Raw genomic sequence first — 14575 nt, forward strand, 5'->3', positions numbered from 1 at the left:
TGACGGAGCCGTCCACGACCGGGCACCGCACCGGCCGCCGGTCCGTGGCCGGAATCCCGAGCTCAGCGATCAGTGCGTGCGACCGATAGGACGATCGTGCCGGAACAGCTTTTTCTGCTCGGCAATCTGGTCATCATGGTCGCCTACGCGGCGATCATGGTGGCCATCGTGGTGCCCGTGAGCCGGGCCGGGCAGTTGCGCACCAACAAGCTGGCGGTCGCGACCGCGCTGATCTTCTTCAGCTGCGCGGTCGGGCACGGCCTGCACGCGTACCTCGCCTACCGCAGTCTCACCTACGCCGACGGCGGCGGCACCCACCTCGGGCACTCGATGAACGAGGCCTGGCCCACCGCCGTCTGGGATCTGTTCACCGCCGCCGTCGGCGTCTACTACTGGACGCTGCGCCGCAGCTACGGCGTCCTGCTCGGCAAGGGCGCCATGTACGTGTCCCCGTGGGAGCAGCGCCGGCTCGACGAGGCCGACGCCCGGGAGCGTGCGGCGCGCGACGTGGCCGAGAGTCACCTGATCACGCTGACCGCGGTGGTGGAGCACACCGACGCCGCGCTGATCGGCATCGACCTGGACGGGATCGTGACCGCTTGGAACGCCGGTGCCGAGCAGATGTTCGGCTGGACCGCCGCCGAGATGATCGGCCGGTCGGTCGGGGTGCTGACCGACGAGACCGGTTATGAACAGCAGAAGGAGGTGCAGGCGCGGGTCCGGGCGGGGGAGCGCAACATCAGCTACGAGGCCCGGCGGCTGCGGAAGGACGGGTCGCCGATCGAGTTGTCGATCAGTCTGGCCGCGGTCCGGGAGCGGAACGGCGAGGTTTCCGGTACGTCGGTGGTGGCCCGGGACATCGGCGCCGCCAAGGAGGCCGCCGACCGGGAGCGGGCCGTCGAGGAGCGCACCCACCAGCAGCAGCGCATGGAGAGCCTGGGCAAGCTGGCCGGCGGGGTGGCGCACGACTTCAACAACATTCTCGCCATCATCGTGAACTACACCGAGTTCGCGGCGGAGGCGGCCGAGGGCAACGACGCGGTGCGGGCCGACCTGGAGCACGTGCGCACCGCCGCCGACCGGGCCATGAACCTCACCCGGCAGCTGCTCACCTTCACCCGGGGCGACACCATCCAGCCGCAGGACATCGATCTGCGGGACGCGATCGCCGAGGTCCGAGCGATGCTGGACCGCACGATCGGCGAGGACATCGCGCTGTTCGCCCGGCAACCGAAGGGCCCGCTGATCGTGCACGGCGACCCCGGCCAGCTCCAGCAGGTGCTGCTGAATCTGGCGATCAACGCGCGGGACGCGATGCCCGGCGGCGGCACCCTGGTGATCGAGGCGGACGAGGCCGAGCTGGACGGCCAGGAGATCAACATGCAGCCGGCGGTGGCCGCCGGGGCTTACGCCCGGATCCAGGTCAGTGACACCGGCGAGGGCATGTCGGCCGAGGTGGCGACGCACATTTTCGAGCCGTTCTACACCACCAAACCCCGAGGCAAGGGTACGGGTCTGGGGCTGGCGACCGTGTACGGGATCGTGGCCGAGGCGGGCGGCAGCATCAACGTCTTCTCCGAGCCGGGGGTCGGCACCACGTTCCGGATCTACCTGCCGCTGGCCACCGAGTCGGCCGGCCCGGCCAGCACCGGCACCCGGCTGATGGTGCCGCCGAAGGGTCGCGGCCAGCGGATCCTGGTGGTCGAGGACGAGGCGGCGCTGGCCCGGGTCGTGCATCGCATCCTGACCGGAAACGGTTACCGGGTGCTGGCCGCCGCGACCGGCGCCGAGGCATTCCAGCTCTACCAGGACAAGGGCTGCGACGCCCTGCTCACCGACGTGATCATGCCGGAGATGTCGGGGCCGCGGCTGGCCGAGCTGGTGCACGACCGCGAGCCGGGGCTGCCGGTGGTCTACATGTCCGGTTACAGCAACGGGCTGCTGGGCAGCAGCGGGGTGCTGGAGTCGGACATCCCGTTCGTGGAGAAGCCGTTCACGTCGGGCGAGCTGCTGCACAAGCTGCACGAGGCGCTCACCGGCGCACCATCTGATCTTCCGCGGACAGGTGCTCCACGGTGATGCCGGTTTCGGTGAAGGTCCGGGTCACGGTCCCCGACGTGTAGACCCACAGGATCCGCAGCGGTTCGGTGCCGACGTTGCGGAACAGGTGGGGGATCGGCGACCGGATGTACGTGGTGTCGTACCGCTCGAGGCGGGTCACCGTGCCCTCGACCACGACCTCGGCGAAGCCGTCCAGGATCGTCACGTGCTCGTCGCAGTTGTGCGAGTGCATCGGGGCGCCGGTGCCGGCCGGGTAGACGCTGATCCCGCTGGTGATCCGGTTCTCGCCGGCCGCCGCGGTCGTGGTGATCAGGGGAGTGGTGGCGACCGAGCCGCCGCGGTCGAGCACCCGTACGTCTGCCGCCTTGATGATCACCGTCATGGCTTCGAGGCTATGCCCGCGCGGGGGGTGATCAGCGATACGAGAAGTGCAGCCTTACCTTGCGCCCAACGACCTGTGGTGGCGTACCACCCCGTTGTTACGGTCCTGCGAAACACCCATCCGGAGTGTGCGGTATCACAAAGGGGTTGGCCGTCGATGAGACTTCCCGTCATCAAGCCGGACGCGATGACCGAACGGCAGCAGGAGATCAGCGCGCGAATCGCCGGGCGGCGGGGAGCCGTACGCGGGCCTTTCCAGGTCTGGATTCAGAGCCCCGAATTGTGCGAGCGGGTGGAGGCGCTCGGCGCCTACTGCCGGTTCGAGTCGAGCCTGCCGCTGCGGCTGCGGGAGTTGGCGCTGCTGCTGGCGGCCCGGCACCGGGACGCGCAGTACTCGTGGAACGCGCACGTCGCCAAGGCGGTCGAGGAGGGCATCCCGGTCGCGGCCGTCGAGGCGATCGCCGAGCGCGGAAAGCCCGTCTTCGACAATCCGGAGGACGACGCCTTCTACCAGTTCTGCCAGGAATTGCTGGAGGACCATTTCGTGGCGGACGAGACGTTCGAGCGGGCCCGTGCGTATTTCGGCGCCGAGGGACTGGTCGACACGGTCGGCGCGCTCGGCAATTTCACCATGCTCGGCATGCTGCTCAACGCGTTCCAGGTGGATCTGCAGGCGGACCGGCAGCCGCCGTTCCCCGACATCCGCGGCTACCGGCGAGTGGGCGATGACGGCACCCGCGGCTGAGATACGGGCCCGGGGCATCTCGAAGAGCTTCGGCGGGGCGGTCGCGCTGCGTGACGTCGACGTCGAGTTCTACCCGGGCGAGGTGCACGCGCTGATGGGGATGAACGGGGCCGGCAAGTCGACGCTGGTCCGCATCCTGTCCGGCGCGCAGAACCCGGACGACGGCGTGCTGGAGATCGGCGGGGCCGCGGCCGGGCAGATGACCGCGCGCAAGGCCCGGAGGCTCGGCATCGCCACCGTCCCGCAGCGCCGGGAACTGGTCATGACGCTGACCGTCGCCGAGAACATCATGCTCGGTGACCTGCCCACCCGTACCTCTCTCGTGCGCTGGAAGGCCGCGCGGAGGGACGCCCGGCAGGCGTTGCGGGATCTCGGGATCGACGTCGACGTGGACGCGCTCGCCGGCGACCTGACCGTGGCCGAGCAGACCATGGTCGAGGTGGCCCGTGAGGTGCGGCGCGGCGGCCGGGTGCTGATCCTGGACGAGCCGACCGCCTGCCTCGGCGCCGAGGCGGCCGCCCAGATCCACGCGCTGGTGCGGCGGCTGTGCGAGTCGGGCGTCGCGGTGGTGTTCATCTCGCACCACATCGCCGAGGTGCTCGCCCTCGCCGACCGGATCACCGTGCTGCGCGACGGCCGGGTGGTCTGGGCCGGCCTGGCCAAGGAGACCGACGAGACCGACCTGGTGCGCAGCATGGTGGGCCGCGACGTGGTGTCCACCCGGCCGCCGCGCATCTCCAATAAATCGGGCGTAGGCCTGAGAATCAGCGACCTCGCCGACGGGCGGTTCATCGAAGACTTCACGGTCGAAGTCCGCAAAGGCGAAGTGGTGGCCGTTCTCGGACCGGCCGGTGATGCCCAGTCGCGCTTGTTCGACCTGCTCTCCGGACGCCGTCGCCCGGCCCGCGGCCGACTCGAGGTGGCCGGGAAGGGCATCCCGTTCGGCAAGGTCGCCCGCTCGCTCGCCGGCGGCCTGCGCTGCGTGACCGGCGACCGCCGCCGGCTCGGCCTGATCGCCGAGCTGACCGTGGACGAGAACCTGATGCTCGCCCAGGACCGCCTCGACCGCCGCCGCCTGCACCGCCGCGGCCGGCTCGCCCGCCGCGCCGCCCCGCTGCGCGACGACTACCGGGTCGTGACCCTCAGCCCGAACCCGCCGGTCGGCCTGCTCTCCGGCGGCAACCAGCAGAAGGTGCTGCTGGCCAAGTGGCTCGGCACCGCGCCGGTCGCCTGCCTGCTCGAGGACCCCACCAACGGCGTCGACATCGCCGCCATGGCCGACATCCACGTGCTCGTCGACGCGCTCGCCGCCGGCGGGGTGGCCGTCCTGCTCGCGTCCAGCGACGCCGACGAGGTGATGCGGCTGGCCGACCGGGTCGTCGTGGTCCGCGACGGCCGCACCATCGCCGAGTACGACATCGACCGCATCACCCGCGACGAACTCGTCGCCGTCGCCCTGGGAGGAGCGATCTCGTGACCACGACCCTGACCGCGCCGGTGGCGACCCGCCGCCGCGTGCTCCCCCGCGGCTTCGCCCACGGTGGCCTGCTGATCGTGCTGGTCGCGATCGTGGTGTTCGCCAGTCTGCGGACCGACTCGTTCCTGTCCACCAACAACATCCTCAACGTGCTGCGCCAGGTCAGCGTCGTCGCGGTGATCGCGGCCGCGCTGACCCTGCTGATGACGGCCGGCGGCATGGACTTCTCGATGGGCGGCAACGTCGCGGTCACCACCGCCGTCGCCGCGCAGATGTTCGCGCACGGCCGGTCGATCTGGCTGACCGTCCTGCTGTCGATCCTGCTGGCCACCGTGATCGGGCTGGTCAACGGGGCGGTGGTGACGTTCACCGGGGTGGCGCCGTTCGTTGCGACGCTGGCCACCGCGACCCTGCTCGACGGGGTGGCGCTGCTGGTCATCAACGGGCTGAGCGTGTCGATCGACGACCAGTTGTCCCCGCTCGGCATCGGCAAGACGTTCGGCCTGCCCAACCTGCTGATCGTCGCGATCGTGGTCCTGGCCGTCACCGCCTTCGTGATGCGCTACACCACGTTCGGCCGGGACGCGTTCGCGATCGGCGGCAACGAGGACGTGGCCCGGCTGTCCGGCATCAACGTGGCCCGGGACAAACTCCTGCTCTACGGCCTGGCCGGGGCGCTCTCCGGCCTCGCCGGCATCATGCTGCTGGCCCGGCTCGGCGCCAGCAGCCCCGGCACCGGCGGCCTCCAGCTCCAGCTCACCGCGGTGGCGGCGGTGGTCATCGGCGGCACCTCCCTCGCGGGCGGCAAGGGCACGGTCTTCGGCACGGTGCTCGGCGTGCTGCTGCTCGGCGTGGTCGCCAACGTGCTCAACCTGCTCCAGATCAACAGCTACTACCAGCAGATCTCGGTCGGCGCCGTGCTGCTGATCGCGGCGATCGCGAATCTCCTGCAACGACGCCGGCACTGAATTCCCCCACTCCCGATAATTGGAAAGGCAATGACGCCATGCCTGAAAAACTTCTCGCCGTCATATTTACCGCCGCCCTCGGAATCGCCTCGCTGAGTGCCTGCGGTGACGATTCCGCGGCCGGCAGTACGGATGCCAAGAGCGTCACGCTCGGCTTCGTCAACGGCGCCACCACCGAATTCCACACCTGCCTGCAGAAGGCGATCGAGAGCGAGGCAAGTGCCGAGGGCGCCAAGGTCATCGCGGCGAACTCGAAGCAGGACCCGGCCGCCGAGCTCTCCAACATCGAGGACATGATCTCGCGGAACGTCAGCGCGCTGATCGTGCAGACGGTGAACGTCGACGCGCTCAAGAACGACATCGCCAAGGCCAAGAGCGCCAACATCCCGATCTTCATGACCTCGGTGATCACCTCCGACACCTCCGACATCCTCGGTGCCGTCGTGGTCGACCTGAAGCAGGTCGGCGCGCTCGACGCCGGCTGGATCGCGAAGGACGCGGCCGGTGCGCAGGCCGAGGCGGGCGTCATCGCCGGCGCCCCGGGCGCGGCCAGCGACCTGCTGTCGGGCGGGTTCACCGGCGCGCTGCCGGCCAACGTCAAGGTCGTCGCCAACCAGCCGGGCATGTTCAACCGGGCCAAGGCGCAGGACGTCGCGGAGAACATGATCCAGGCCCACCCCGGCCTCAAGTACGCGTTCGTCGCGAACGAGGACATGGCGTTCGGTGCCTACCAGGCGTTCCAGGCGGCCGGGAAGGACGTCAAGATCGTCACGGTGAACGGCACCGACGACGGTCTCGCCGCGGTGAAGGACGGCAAGTTCGCGGCGACGGTGGCCAACTCGGCCAACGACATCGGCTCGCTGGCGGTGAAGAACACGTTGATCCTGCTCAACAAGGGGCAGGCCGACAAAATCGCCAACATCGATATCAAGCTGATCACCAAGGACAACCTGGCCGAGGCGCCCAAGTATTGCCTGTCGTGACCCCCTTGTCAGCGAGATTGTTGACAATTAGGTTACCGACGTAACAAACCCCGGTCACGCGGCGGAATCGGCCGCCGCGTGACCCGAGGGCGGGAGGGCCCATGGACCGCATCCTCGTCATGCGCAGCTTCGTGACCGTCGCCAAGGTCGGCAGCTTCTCCGGCGCCGCGAAACAGCTCGGCACCTCCGGCTCGCTCATCTCGCGGCACGTCGCCGACCTGGAGAAACAACTGGGCGTACGGCTGGTCAACCGCACCGCGCGGTCGGTCAGCCTGACCGAACCGGGCCTGCGCTACAGCGAGTTCGCCAACCGGATCCTCGACGAGATCGACGCCGAGGACGAGAAGATCGCGCAGCTGCACGACCGGCCCGAGGGCCCGCTGTCGATCATCTGCCCGAAATGGATCGGCAGTCTCGACCTCGGCGACGCGATCGCCGCGTTCTCGGTGGCCCATCCCAAGATCGCCGTACGGTTCGAGCTGGGCGGGATGTCCGACCGCACCTACGACTTCCTCGACTCCGGCTTCGACATCGCGTTCCACACCCGCGACCTGCGCGACTCCAGCGTCCGGCTGAAGAAGATCGCGTCGCTGCCGTTCGTGCTGGTGGCCTCGGAGGCGTATCTCAAGGAGCACGGCGAGCTCACCGACCCGAACGACCTGAACAACCACGACTGCCTGGTGCACTCCAACGACCCGGTCTGGCGGATCGGGCACGGCCACGAGAGCACCCTGCACAAGATCCGGAACGTGGCGTTCAGCTCGAACTCGTACATCGCCCTGCAGAAGGCGTGCGTGCACGGGCGCGGCATCGCGCTGCTGCCGAGCCGGCCCGCCTACGACGACCTGGTGAACGGCACGCTCCGGGTGCTGCTGCCCGAGCTGCCGGTACCGAGCCGCTCGCTGTACGCGATCTACGGCCCGGCCCAGCAGGCGCCGCGCAAGGTCGAGGTCTTCCTCGGATTTCTCACCGAATGGTTCTCGGCGAATCCCATTCCAGCATTCGAGTAGAGCAACCAAGGCTTGCGTCATCGGCATGCCGATGACCCGCTCGCCGCCCATAGGATCGAAACAGCCATTTATAAAGGGCGGAGGCGAAATGGGAATCCAGCGGATCGAGTCCGTCGTCTACACGGTGGACGACCTCGAGACGTGCGTACGCTTCTTCACCGATTTCGGTCTTGATCTTCTTGGTGAAGAGGAGAAGCACGCGACCTTCGCGACCCGGATCGGCCAGAAGCTGTACCTGCGTGCGGGCGACGACGACGGCCTGCCGCCACCGGTGGAGGGCGGCAACACCCTGCGCGAGGTGGTGTGGGGCGCCGAGGACGAGGCCGACCTGGCCGCCTTCGTCGCCGCCGTCGGCACCGACCGCGAGGTCACCAGGGATGCCGACGGCGTCTTCCACACCGTCGACGAGACCGGCTTCGGCGTCGGCCTCACCGTGGCGGGCACGAGCGGGTACGAGGCGGTCGGTCCCCGCAAGGCCAACGTGACCGGTTTCGTCAATCGCGTCAACGAGGCGCTCGCCAGTGTCGGCCGGGTGCGGCCGCTGCGCATGTGCCACGTCGCGCTCAACATCCCGAAGCCCGGCCGGGAGGAGGCGGTCGCGTTCTACGTCGACCGGCTCGGCTTCATCCCCACCGACGTGGTCAAGCCGATGGGCGTGTTCATGCGCGTGCCCGGCGACGCCGACCAGCACAACTTCCTGCTCTGCCACCGGCCCGACAAGGCCGGCGTCAACCACGTCTCGTTCGAGGTCCCCGGCTTCGACGACGTGATCGAGGGCGGCAACCACATGATCGAGAAAGGCTGGCTGGAGGCGCGCCGCCTCGGCCGGCACACCGTCGGCTCGAACGTCTTCCGGTTCGTGCACGCCCCCTGCGGCGGCCGGGTCGAGTTGGCCGCCGACATGGACCGGGTCGACGACACCTACGGCACGCGCGTGCACGAGACCGCGCCACCCCACCACATCTGGACCCTGCGGACCTCCCGGGAGCAGTCATGACCGACTTCGGCCTCTTCATCGACGGCGAGTGGACCCAGGGCAGCGGCGGGCAGACCGTTCCGGTGCTCAACCCGGCCACCGAGGAGATCCTCGGGCATCTGCCGCTCGCCACCACCGCCGACCTGGACCGCGCGGTCGCCGCGGCGGTCAAGGGCTTCGCCACCTGGCGGGCCGTCTCGATCGCCGAGCGGGTGGCGATCCTCCACCGGGCTGCCGACCTGCTGGTGAAAAGGGCCGACCGGGTCGGCCGGGTGATGACCCTCGAACAGGGCAAGCCGCTCAAGGAGGCGCGGGGCGAGGTGCTGCGCGTCGCCGGCGCCCTGCGCTGGGACGCCGACGACGCCCGCCGGGCGTACGGGCGGATCATCCCGTCCGCGGACGACACCGTGCTGTCCGTGCGGCACGAGCCGGTCGGGCCGGTTGCCGCGTTCACGCCGTGGAACTTCCCGGCCGGATCGCCGATGCGCAAGATCGCGGCGGCGTTGTCGGCCGGCTGCTCGATCGTCATCAAGGCCTCCGAGGAAACCCCCGGCACCGCCTGCGAGCTGGTCCGCTGCTTCACCGAGGCGGGGGTGCCGGCCGGCGTGCTCAACCTGGTCTTCGGCGACCCGGCCGAGGTGTCGAAGCACCTGATCGCCAAGCCGGAGATCCGGCTCGTCGCGTTCACCGGCTCGATCCCGGTCGGCAAGCTGCTCGCCGCGCACGCCGGCAGCGAGATGAAGCCGTGCCTGATGGAGCTGGGCGGGCACGCCCCGGTCATCGTCTGCGCCGACGCCGACCCGGTGGCGGCCGCGCGCAAGGCCGCGTTCGCCAAGTTCGTCAACGCCGGCCAGGTCTGCACCTCGCCCAGCCGGTTCCTGGTGCACGAGGACGTCTACGACGAGTTCGTCACCGAGTTCCTCGCCGCCACCGACCGGGTGACCGTCGGCGACGGCCTCGAGGACGGCGTCACCATGGGCCCGCTCGCCAACCCGCGTCGGCTGAAAGCCATGGAGGAGTTCGTGACCGACGCGGTCAGCCGCGGCGCCAACCTGATCCGCGGCGGCGAGCGCCTCGACCGGGCCGGTTTCTTCTTCGCGCCGACCGTGCTCACCGACGTGCCGGCCGACGCCCGGGTGATGACCGAGGAGCCGTTCGGCCCGATCGCGCCGATCGTGTCGTTCAGCGACCTCGACGACGCCCTCCGGATCGCGAACGCGCTGCCCTACGGGCTCGCCGCCTACGGCTTCACCCGCTCCTCGGCCACGGCCGAGAAGCTCATCCGCGGCTTCGAGGCGGGCATTCTCTCGATCAACCACTGCGGTGGGTCGGTCCACGAGGCGCCCTCCGGCGGGGTCAAACAATCCGGGTACGGCAAGGAGGGCGGTCCCGAGGGTCTCGAGGGCTACCTGGTCACCAAGCGGGTCTCGCACCTGCTGGTGGACTGACGTGCGGTACTGCCGCACCGACGATGGCTTCGGACTGGTCGAGGACGACGTGATCCGGCTGCTCGACCGCTCGCCGATCGAGGGCGGCCGGCCCGACGGGCGGATCATCCCGGCCACCGCGGCCCGGTGGCGGCCGCCGATCGTCCCGCCGGTCTTCTATGCGGTCGGGCTCAACTACCGCGGCCACATCGAGCACGCCCGGGCACGCGGATACGCGGCCGCCGAACTGCCCGGCCGGCCCGAGGTCGGCTACCGGGCCGGCAACGCGCTGACCGGTCACCTCTCGCCGATCGTCCGCCCCGCCGGAGTCGCGGGCCGCTTCGAGGCCGAACCCGAGGTGGTGGCGGTTGTCGGCCGTACGCTCAAGAAGGCCTCCCGGCCGGAGGCGCAGGAAAGCATCTTCGGCTGGACCATCGGCAACGATGTTTCCGCCCGGGAATGGCAGAACAGCGACCGCACCTTCTGGCGGAGCAAGAACAGCGATACGTTCAAGCCGATGGGCCCGTGGATAGAGACGGATGTCGATCCCCTCGCGCAGACCACGATCTGCCGGGTCGACGGCGAGGTCCGCGCCCGGTTCGCAACCGGAGCGATGATCTTCGACCCGTTCGACTACATCGTGGAGACGACGAAATACATCACCATGCACCCCGGCGACGTGCTGTGGATGGGTGCCGACGCGACCGTCCAGCTGGAACCGGGGAACGTCGTCGACATCGAGATCAGCGGCATCGGCGTGCTGAGCAATCCCGTCCAGGAGGAATCGTGAGCAACAAACCCCGGTACATCCACCACGTGAACTTTCCGACCACCGATCCCGAACGCACCAAGGAGTGGTATTCGAAGGTGTTCGGGCTCAAGGCGATCACGCCGAAGAGCAACACCCGGGTCGTGCTGATGACCCGCGGCAACTTCGACCTGCATTTCACCCCGGTCGAGGAGATGGACCGGATGGCGCCCTATCACTTCGCCATCGAGGTGGACGACTGGGACGGTTTCCTCGAGCACCTGAAGGAGCTCGGGATCCGGCACACCCGGCCGGTCGAGAGGCCGGAGAACAAGTCGAAGTTCTGCTACATCCACGATCCCGACCACACCATGATCGAGCTCGTCTACCACGGCAACCGTCCGGCTTAGGAGACCACATGGGCATCGCCAAATCCGATGGGGTTTCCATCTATTACGAACGGCACGGCTCCGGGCCGGCCATCCTGTTGGTGCACGGCTCCGGCGGGCACCACGCCGCCTGGTGGCAGCAGGTCGCCGCGCTGCGCGGCCGGTTCACCGTCGTCACCGTCGACCTGCGCGGTTTCGGCAACTCCGACTCGTCCATGCCGGAGTTCGACGGCCAGGACTTCCCGGGCGACATCCTCGCGGTGCTCGACCAGGAGGATCTGACCGACGTGCTGCTGGTCGGCCAGTCGATCGGCGCGGTCGCCGCGCTGCGGGCCGGCCTGGCCCGGCCGGCACGCGTCGCCGGTGTCGCGCTGGCCCATTCGCTCGGCGGCATCGCCGACCCTTCGCTCTCCGAGCTGGTGGCCGCCGATCGGGCCGAAGCGGTCAAGCTGCCGGTGCTCGACCGCTTACTTACCAAGGAGTTTCAGCAGAGCGAGCCGGCCAAGACGTTCCTCTTCCAGCAGATGGGTACGTTCAACGTGGCCAAGATGGCCGACCTGCGCAACCTGTCCACCGGCGGGCCGACCATCGGCGAGGTCGTCGGCTCCGGCCTCGACGTCACCTTCCTCGCCGGGGAGAAGGACGCGGTGCTCAGCGCCGCCACCGTCCGGCGGGCGCACGAGTTGGTCAAGGGCTCGCGCCTGGAGCTGATCCCGGACGCGCCGCACTCCATGTACTGGGAGGCGCCGTTGCTGTTCAACGCGGCGGTCACCCGCATCCGGGAGGCCCTCGCATGAGGCTCGCACTGATCGAGGCCGAGGAGATCGTCGCCGCCTGCCAGAAGGCCGGCACCGCCCTCGGCAAGGCGCTCAGCATCGCGGTGGTCGACGCCGGCGGGTTCCTGCTCGTCGTCAAGCGCTCCGACGGGGCGCGGCCGCTCACCCCCAACATCGCCATCGCCAAGGCCTACAGCGCCGCCGTGATGGAACGGCCCACCAAGATGCTCAAGCCGTGGGCCGAGAGCAACCCCGGCTTCTTCGCGTCGCTGTCCACCATGGGCGCGCAGCCGATCGTGGCCACCGAGGGCGGCGTCACCGTCAAGCGGGACGGCGAGATCCTCGGCGGGCTCGGCATCTCCGGCGGCACCGGCGACGAGGACCAGCAGGTCTGCGACGAGGTGCTCGGTTCGCTCGGTTACGAGTTGCAGTTCCAGGCCTGGGGAGGCGCTCGCAAAGATGGCTGACACCTACAAATTCCGGATCGACCACCACGGCAGCCTGGTGCGGCCGGCCGAGCTGCTCTCCGCGCGGCAGCGCCGAGCCGCCGGGGAGATCTCGGCGGAAGAGTTGCGGGCCGTCGAGGACCAGGCCATCGCCGAAGCCGTACGGATGCAGCGCAAGCTGAGCCTGAGCGCGGTCTCCGACGGCGAGTTCCGCCGAGCCGACAGCCGCTCGGCGGTGTTCGACGCGGTGAGCGGCCTCCGGCCGGCGGACCGGGTCGCGGTCGACGAGTTGAAGCCGCACGCGTCGCTGGTGGCGGATGACGTCGCCGCGCTGGCGGGGCTGACCGTGATTCCGGCCAAGGCCACGCTGCCGTCGCCGGCGTCTCTTGCGGCGCAGACCTTCGACCCGTCCGCCGGGTCGCCGTTCGGCAGCGCCCGCGAGCTGGGTGAGGCCATCGCGGTGCTGATCCGCGACGAGATCGAGTCGATCCTGGCCCGCGGCGTGCGGTACATCCAGCTGGACAATCATCTTTACTCGGCGGCGCTGGGCGGCGAACCGCTGCCGGGGTTGTCGCTGGACGACGCGATCGCGATCGACTCGCTGGCACTGCCCCTGGGCCGAGCCGACGACGTGCGGATCGGGCTGTGCCCGGCCACCTCGGCGCCCGGGACCGTCGACGCCGCGGTCGCCGCACGATTGTTCGCCGACCTGCCGGTAGATCGGTGGCTCCTGCCGTTCTACCGCGGTGCGGCCGAGGAACTGGAACTCCTGCGAGCCGTTCCGGCCGCCAAGGACGTCTGCCTCGGCATCGTCGACCCGACAGTCGCGGAACTCGAGGACATCGACGCCATCATGGACCGGATGGACATCGCCTTCGAGATCCGCGATCTGGAGGACGTGGCGGTCTCGCCCGCTGCCGGGTTCGAGCCGGTGGCCGGCGGCCCGTCGATCGGCGTCGAGGACCAGAAACGCAAGCTGATCCACGTCGAGACCGTGGCCCGGATGTGCTGGGGCAACGAACTCTAGTGCGAGAGCAGCCACTGCTCCGGGTCCTGGCCGCCGACGAAGCCGAGGTACTCGCCGGCCGGGGCCACCCCGGCGAGCCGGCGAAGCTCCGGCGTCAGGCTCCGGAGGCCGTCCGGCCCGGTCGCGAGGATGTGGTTGTCGGCCGGGCGCAGCCAGGGCAGGACGTGCTCGCCGATCAGGGCCCGGCGGGTGGTCCCGGCGCGGTTGTGGCCGGCCGCGTGCCACAGCCGGCCGCTGTAGACCAGCGCGCTCCCGGCCGGCATCACGGCCGGGACCAGCTCGTCCGGCTGCGGGTGGCGGCCGGGCGGCCAGCGGTGGCTGCCCGGCGCGATCAGGGTCGCGCCGTTGTCCACGGTGAAGTCGTCGAGAGCCCAGATGACGTTCGTCTCGGCCTCGACGTCGCGCGGCAGCGGATAGACACCCGCGTCGAAGTGCGGCGACTGGGCGCCCTGGCCCGGGTCCACGGCGGACAGGAACAGCATGCCGAACTGGTACGCCTCGCCCAGCCGCGCCGCGACGAGGCGATGCACCTCGGGGTGGGTCAGCAACGGCTCGAAGGCGCCGGCGCGGCTCAGCAGCGAGTAGACGCGCCTGGTCCGCCGCCCGTCGAAGTCGTTGTCGCTCCAGTCGACGCCGTGGAGAAGACTGTCGGCGTGCCGGACCGCCGCGGCCAGCTGCGCGTCGGACAGCAGTCCCGGCAGAACGACGAATCCCTCGGCTTCCAGCGCGGCGATCTCAATCATGGCCGCGAATTTACCGGCTGCGGGGACCGCGCGGCGGCCCCCCAACCGTTCACAGCGTCTCGGCGAAGAAGACCGTGCGGTCGGTCAGGCGCGGGCGCACGGTGCCGAGAATGTATTGGGCGAAGTGTTCCGAAGCGGCGTGCGCGTCGAATGCAGCGCGGTCGGTGTACTGCTCGTAGAGAATGAACGCGGGCGGCTGCGCACCCTCCTCGGCGTGCACCTCGTAGGCCAGGTTGCCCGGCTCCTTCCGGGTGTGCTCGCGCATCGTGAGCAGGGACTCCCGGACGAGATCGGCGTCCTCGGCCGGGCATCGATAGTGTGCGATCACGGCGTACGGCACGGATCCTCCATGGTTCTCGATCTGTTTTCGCCCGTCTATTCGATCAGATTTCGCCGATCGTCCTCAGTACGCGCGGTG

At 69.6% G+C, this 14575-nt stretch carries 16 protein-coding genes; 13 read left to right on the top strand and 3 right to left on the bottom strand.

Annotation, left to right across the window (positions count from 1 at the left end):
• The first annotated feature begins 96 nt into the window (after window positions 1–96).
• Window positions 97–2079 (top strand): ATP-binding protein, encoded by a 1983-nt coding sequence (locus tag Ato02nite_RS04915; protein WP_246606104.1) that lies wholly within the window; start codon window positions 97–99, stop codon window positions 2077–2079.
• Here Ato02nite_RS04915 and Ato02nite_RS04920 read toward each other — a convergent pair.
• Window positions 2033–2443, bottom strand: a complete 411-nt coding sequence (locus Ato02nite_RS04920) for a cupin domain-containing protein (protein ID WP_213005151.1) — start codon at window positions 2441–2443, stop codon at window positions 2033–2035. The two genes, Ato02nite_RS04915 and Ato02nite_RS04920, sit on opposite strands and share 47 nt — an antisense overlap.
• Window positions 2444–2599: 156 nt before the next feature.
• Between Ato02nite_RS04920 and Ato02nite_RS04925 the strand changes: the two genes are divergently transcribed.
• From Ato02nite_RS04925 to Ato02nite_RS04980, 12 genes are all read left to right on the top strand, one after another.
• Complete coding sequence (locus Ato02nite_RS04925) at window positions 2600–3187, top strand: carboxymuconolactone decarboxylase family protein (RefSeq protein ID WP_213005152.1); 588 nt, start codon at window positions 2600–2602, stop codon at window positions 3185–3187.
• The gene (locus tag Ato02nite_RS04930; protein WP_213005153.1) at window positions 3168–4664 is read left to right on the top strand and encodes a sugar ABC transporter ATP-binding protein; all 1497 of its coding nucleotides are present in this window, start codon (window positions 3168–3170) and stop codon (window positions 4662–4664) included. Before Ato02nite_RS04925 ends, Ato02nite_RS04930 begins: the two co-directional genes overlap by 20 nt.
• Window positions 4661–5632 carry an ABC transporter permease gene (locus tag Ato02nite_RS04935; RefSeq protein ID WP_213005154.1) on the top strand — a complete coding sequence of 324 codons (972 nt, stop codon included), beginning with the start codon at window positions 4661–4663 and terminating at the stop codon, window positions 5630–5632. Before Ato02nite_RS04930 ends, Ato02nite_RS04935 begins: the two co-directional genes overlap by 4 nt.
• Window positions 5633–5670: 38 nt before the next feature.
• Window positions 5671–6615 (top strand): sugar ABC transporter substrate-binding protein, encoded by a 945-nt coding sequence (locus Ato02nite_RS04940; RefSeq protein ID WP_213005155.1) that lies wholly within the window; start codon window positions 5671–5673, stop codon window positions 6613–6615.
• A 101-nt stretch (window positions 6616–6716) separates the two neighbouring features.
• The gene (locus tag Ato02nite_RS04945) at window positions 6717–7625 is read left to right on the top strand and encodes a LysR family transcriptional regulator (RefSeq protein ID WP_213005156.1); all 909 of its coding nucleotides are present in this window, start codon (window positions 6717–6719) and stop codon (window positions 7623–7625) included.
• Window positions 7626–7713: 88 nt separating this feature from the next.
• Window positions 7714–8622: a VOC family protein gene (locus tag Ato02nite_RS04950; RefSeq protein ID WP_213005157.1), complete on the top strand. Its 909-nt coding sequence runs from the start codon at window positions 7714–7716 to the stop codon at window positions 8620–8622.
• Entirely contained in the window at window positions 8619–10049 is a 1431-nt protein-coding gene (locus Ato02nite_RS04955; RefSeq protein WP_213005158.1) for an NAD-dependent succinate-semialdehyde dehydrogenase, read from the top strand. The genes Ato02nite_RS04950 and Ato02nite_RS04955 overlap by 4 nt, the downstream gene beginning before the upstream one ends.
• Window position 10050: 1 nt before the next feature.
• The gene (locus Ato02nite_RS04960) at window positions 10051–10818 is read left to right on the top strand and encodes a fumarylacetoacetate hydrolase family protein (RefSeq protein WP_213005159.1); all 768 of its coding nucleotides are present in this window, start codon (window positions 10051–10053) and stop codon (window positions 10816–10818) included.
• The gene (locus Ato02nite_RS04965; RefSeq protein WP_239147432.1) at window positions 10815–11186 is read left to right on the top strand and encodes a VOC family protein; all 372 of its coding nucleotides are present in this window, start codon (window positions 10815–10817) and stop codon (window positions 11184–11186) included. Before Ato02nite_RS04960 ends, Ato02nite_RS04965 begins: the two co-directional genes overlap by 4 nt.
• Before the next feature lie 8 nt (window positions 11187–11194).
• A complete protein-coding gene (locus tag Ato02nite_RS04970) occupies window positions 11195–11962 on the top strand; it encodes an alpha/beta fold hydrolase (RefSeq protein ID WP_213005160.1) in 768 nt (255 codons plus the stop codon).
• On the top strand, window positions 11959–12408 hold the full coding sequence (locus Ato02nite_RS04975; RefSeq protein WP_213005161.1) for a GlcG/HbpS family heme-binding protein: 450 nt from the start codon (window positions 11959–11961) through the stop codon (window positions 12406–12408). The genes Ato02nite_RS04970 and Ato02nite_RS04975 overlap by 4 nt, the downstream gene beginning before the upstream one ends.
• A complete protein-coding gene (locus Ato02nite_RS04980; RefSeq protein WP_213005162.1) occupies window positions 12401–13414 on the top strand; it encodes a hypothetical protein in 1014 nt (337 codons plus the stop codon). The genes Ato02nite_RS04975 and Ato02nite_RS04980 overlap by 8 nt, the downstream gene beginning before the upstream one ends.
• Here the strand turns inward: Ato02nite_RS04980 and Ato02nite_RS04985 are convergent.
• Both Ato02nite_RS04985 and Ato02nite_RS04990 read right to left on the bottom strand, forming a co-directional pair.
• Window positions 13411–14157, bottom strand: coding sequence for a phytanoyl-CoA dioxygenase family protein (locus tag Ato02nite_RS04985; protein ID WP_213005163.1), 747 nt, complete (start codon window positions 14155–14157; stop codon window positions 13411–13413). The genes Ato02nite_RS04980 and Ato02nite_RS04985 overlap by 4 nt on opposite strands.
• 49 nt (window positions 14158–14206) lie before the next feature.
• A complete protein-coding gene (locus Ato02nite_RS04990) occupies window positions 14207–14497 on the bottom strand; it encodes a putative quinol monooxygenase (RefSeq protein ID WP_213005164.1) in 291 nt (96 codons plus the stop codon).
• Window positions 14498–14575 lie beyond the last annotated feature (78 nt).

It is taken from the genome of Paractinoplanes toevensis (assembly GCF_018332695.1).
In the GTDB taxonomy this organism is placed as follows: Bacteria; Actinomycetota; Actinomycetes; order Mycobacteriales; family Micromonosporaceae; genus Actinoplanes; species Actinoplanes toevensis.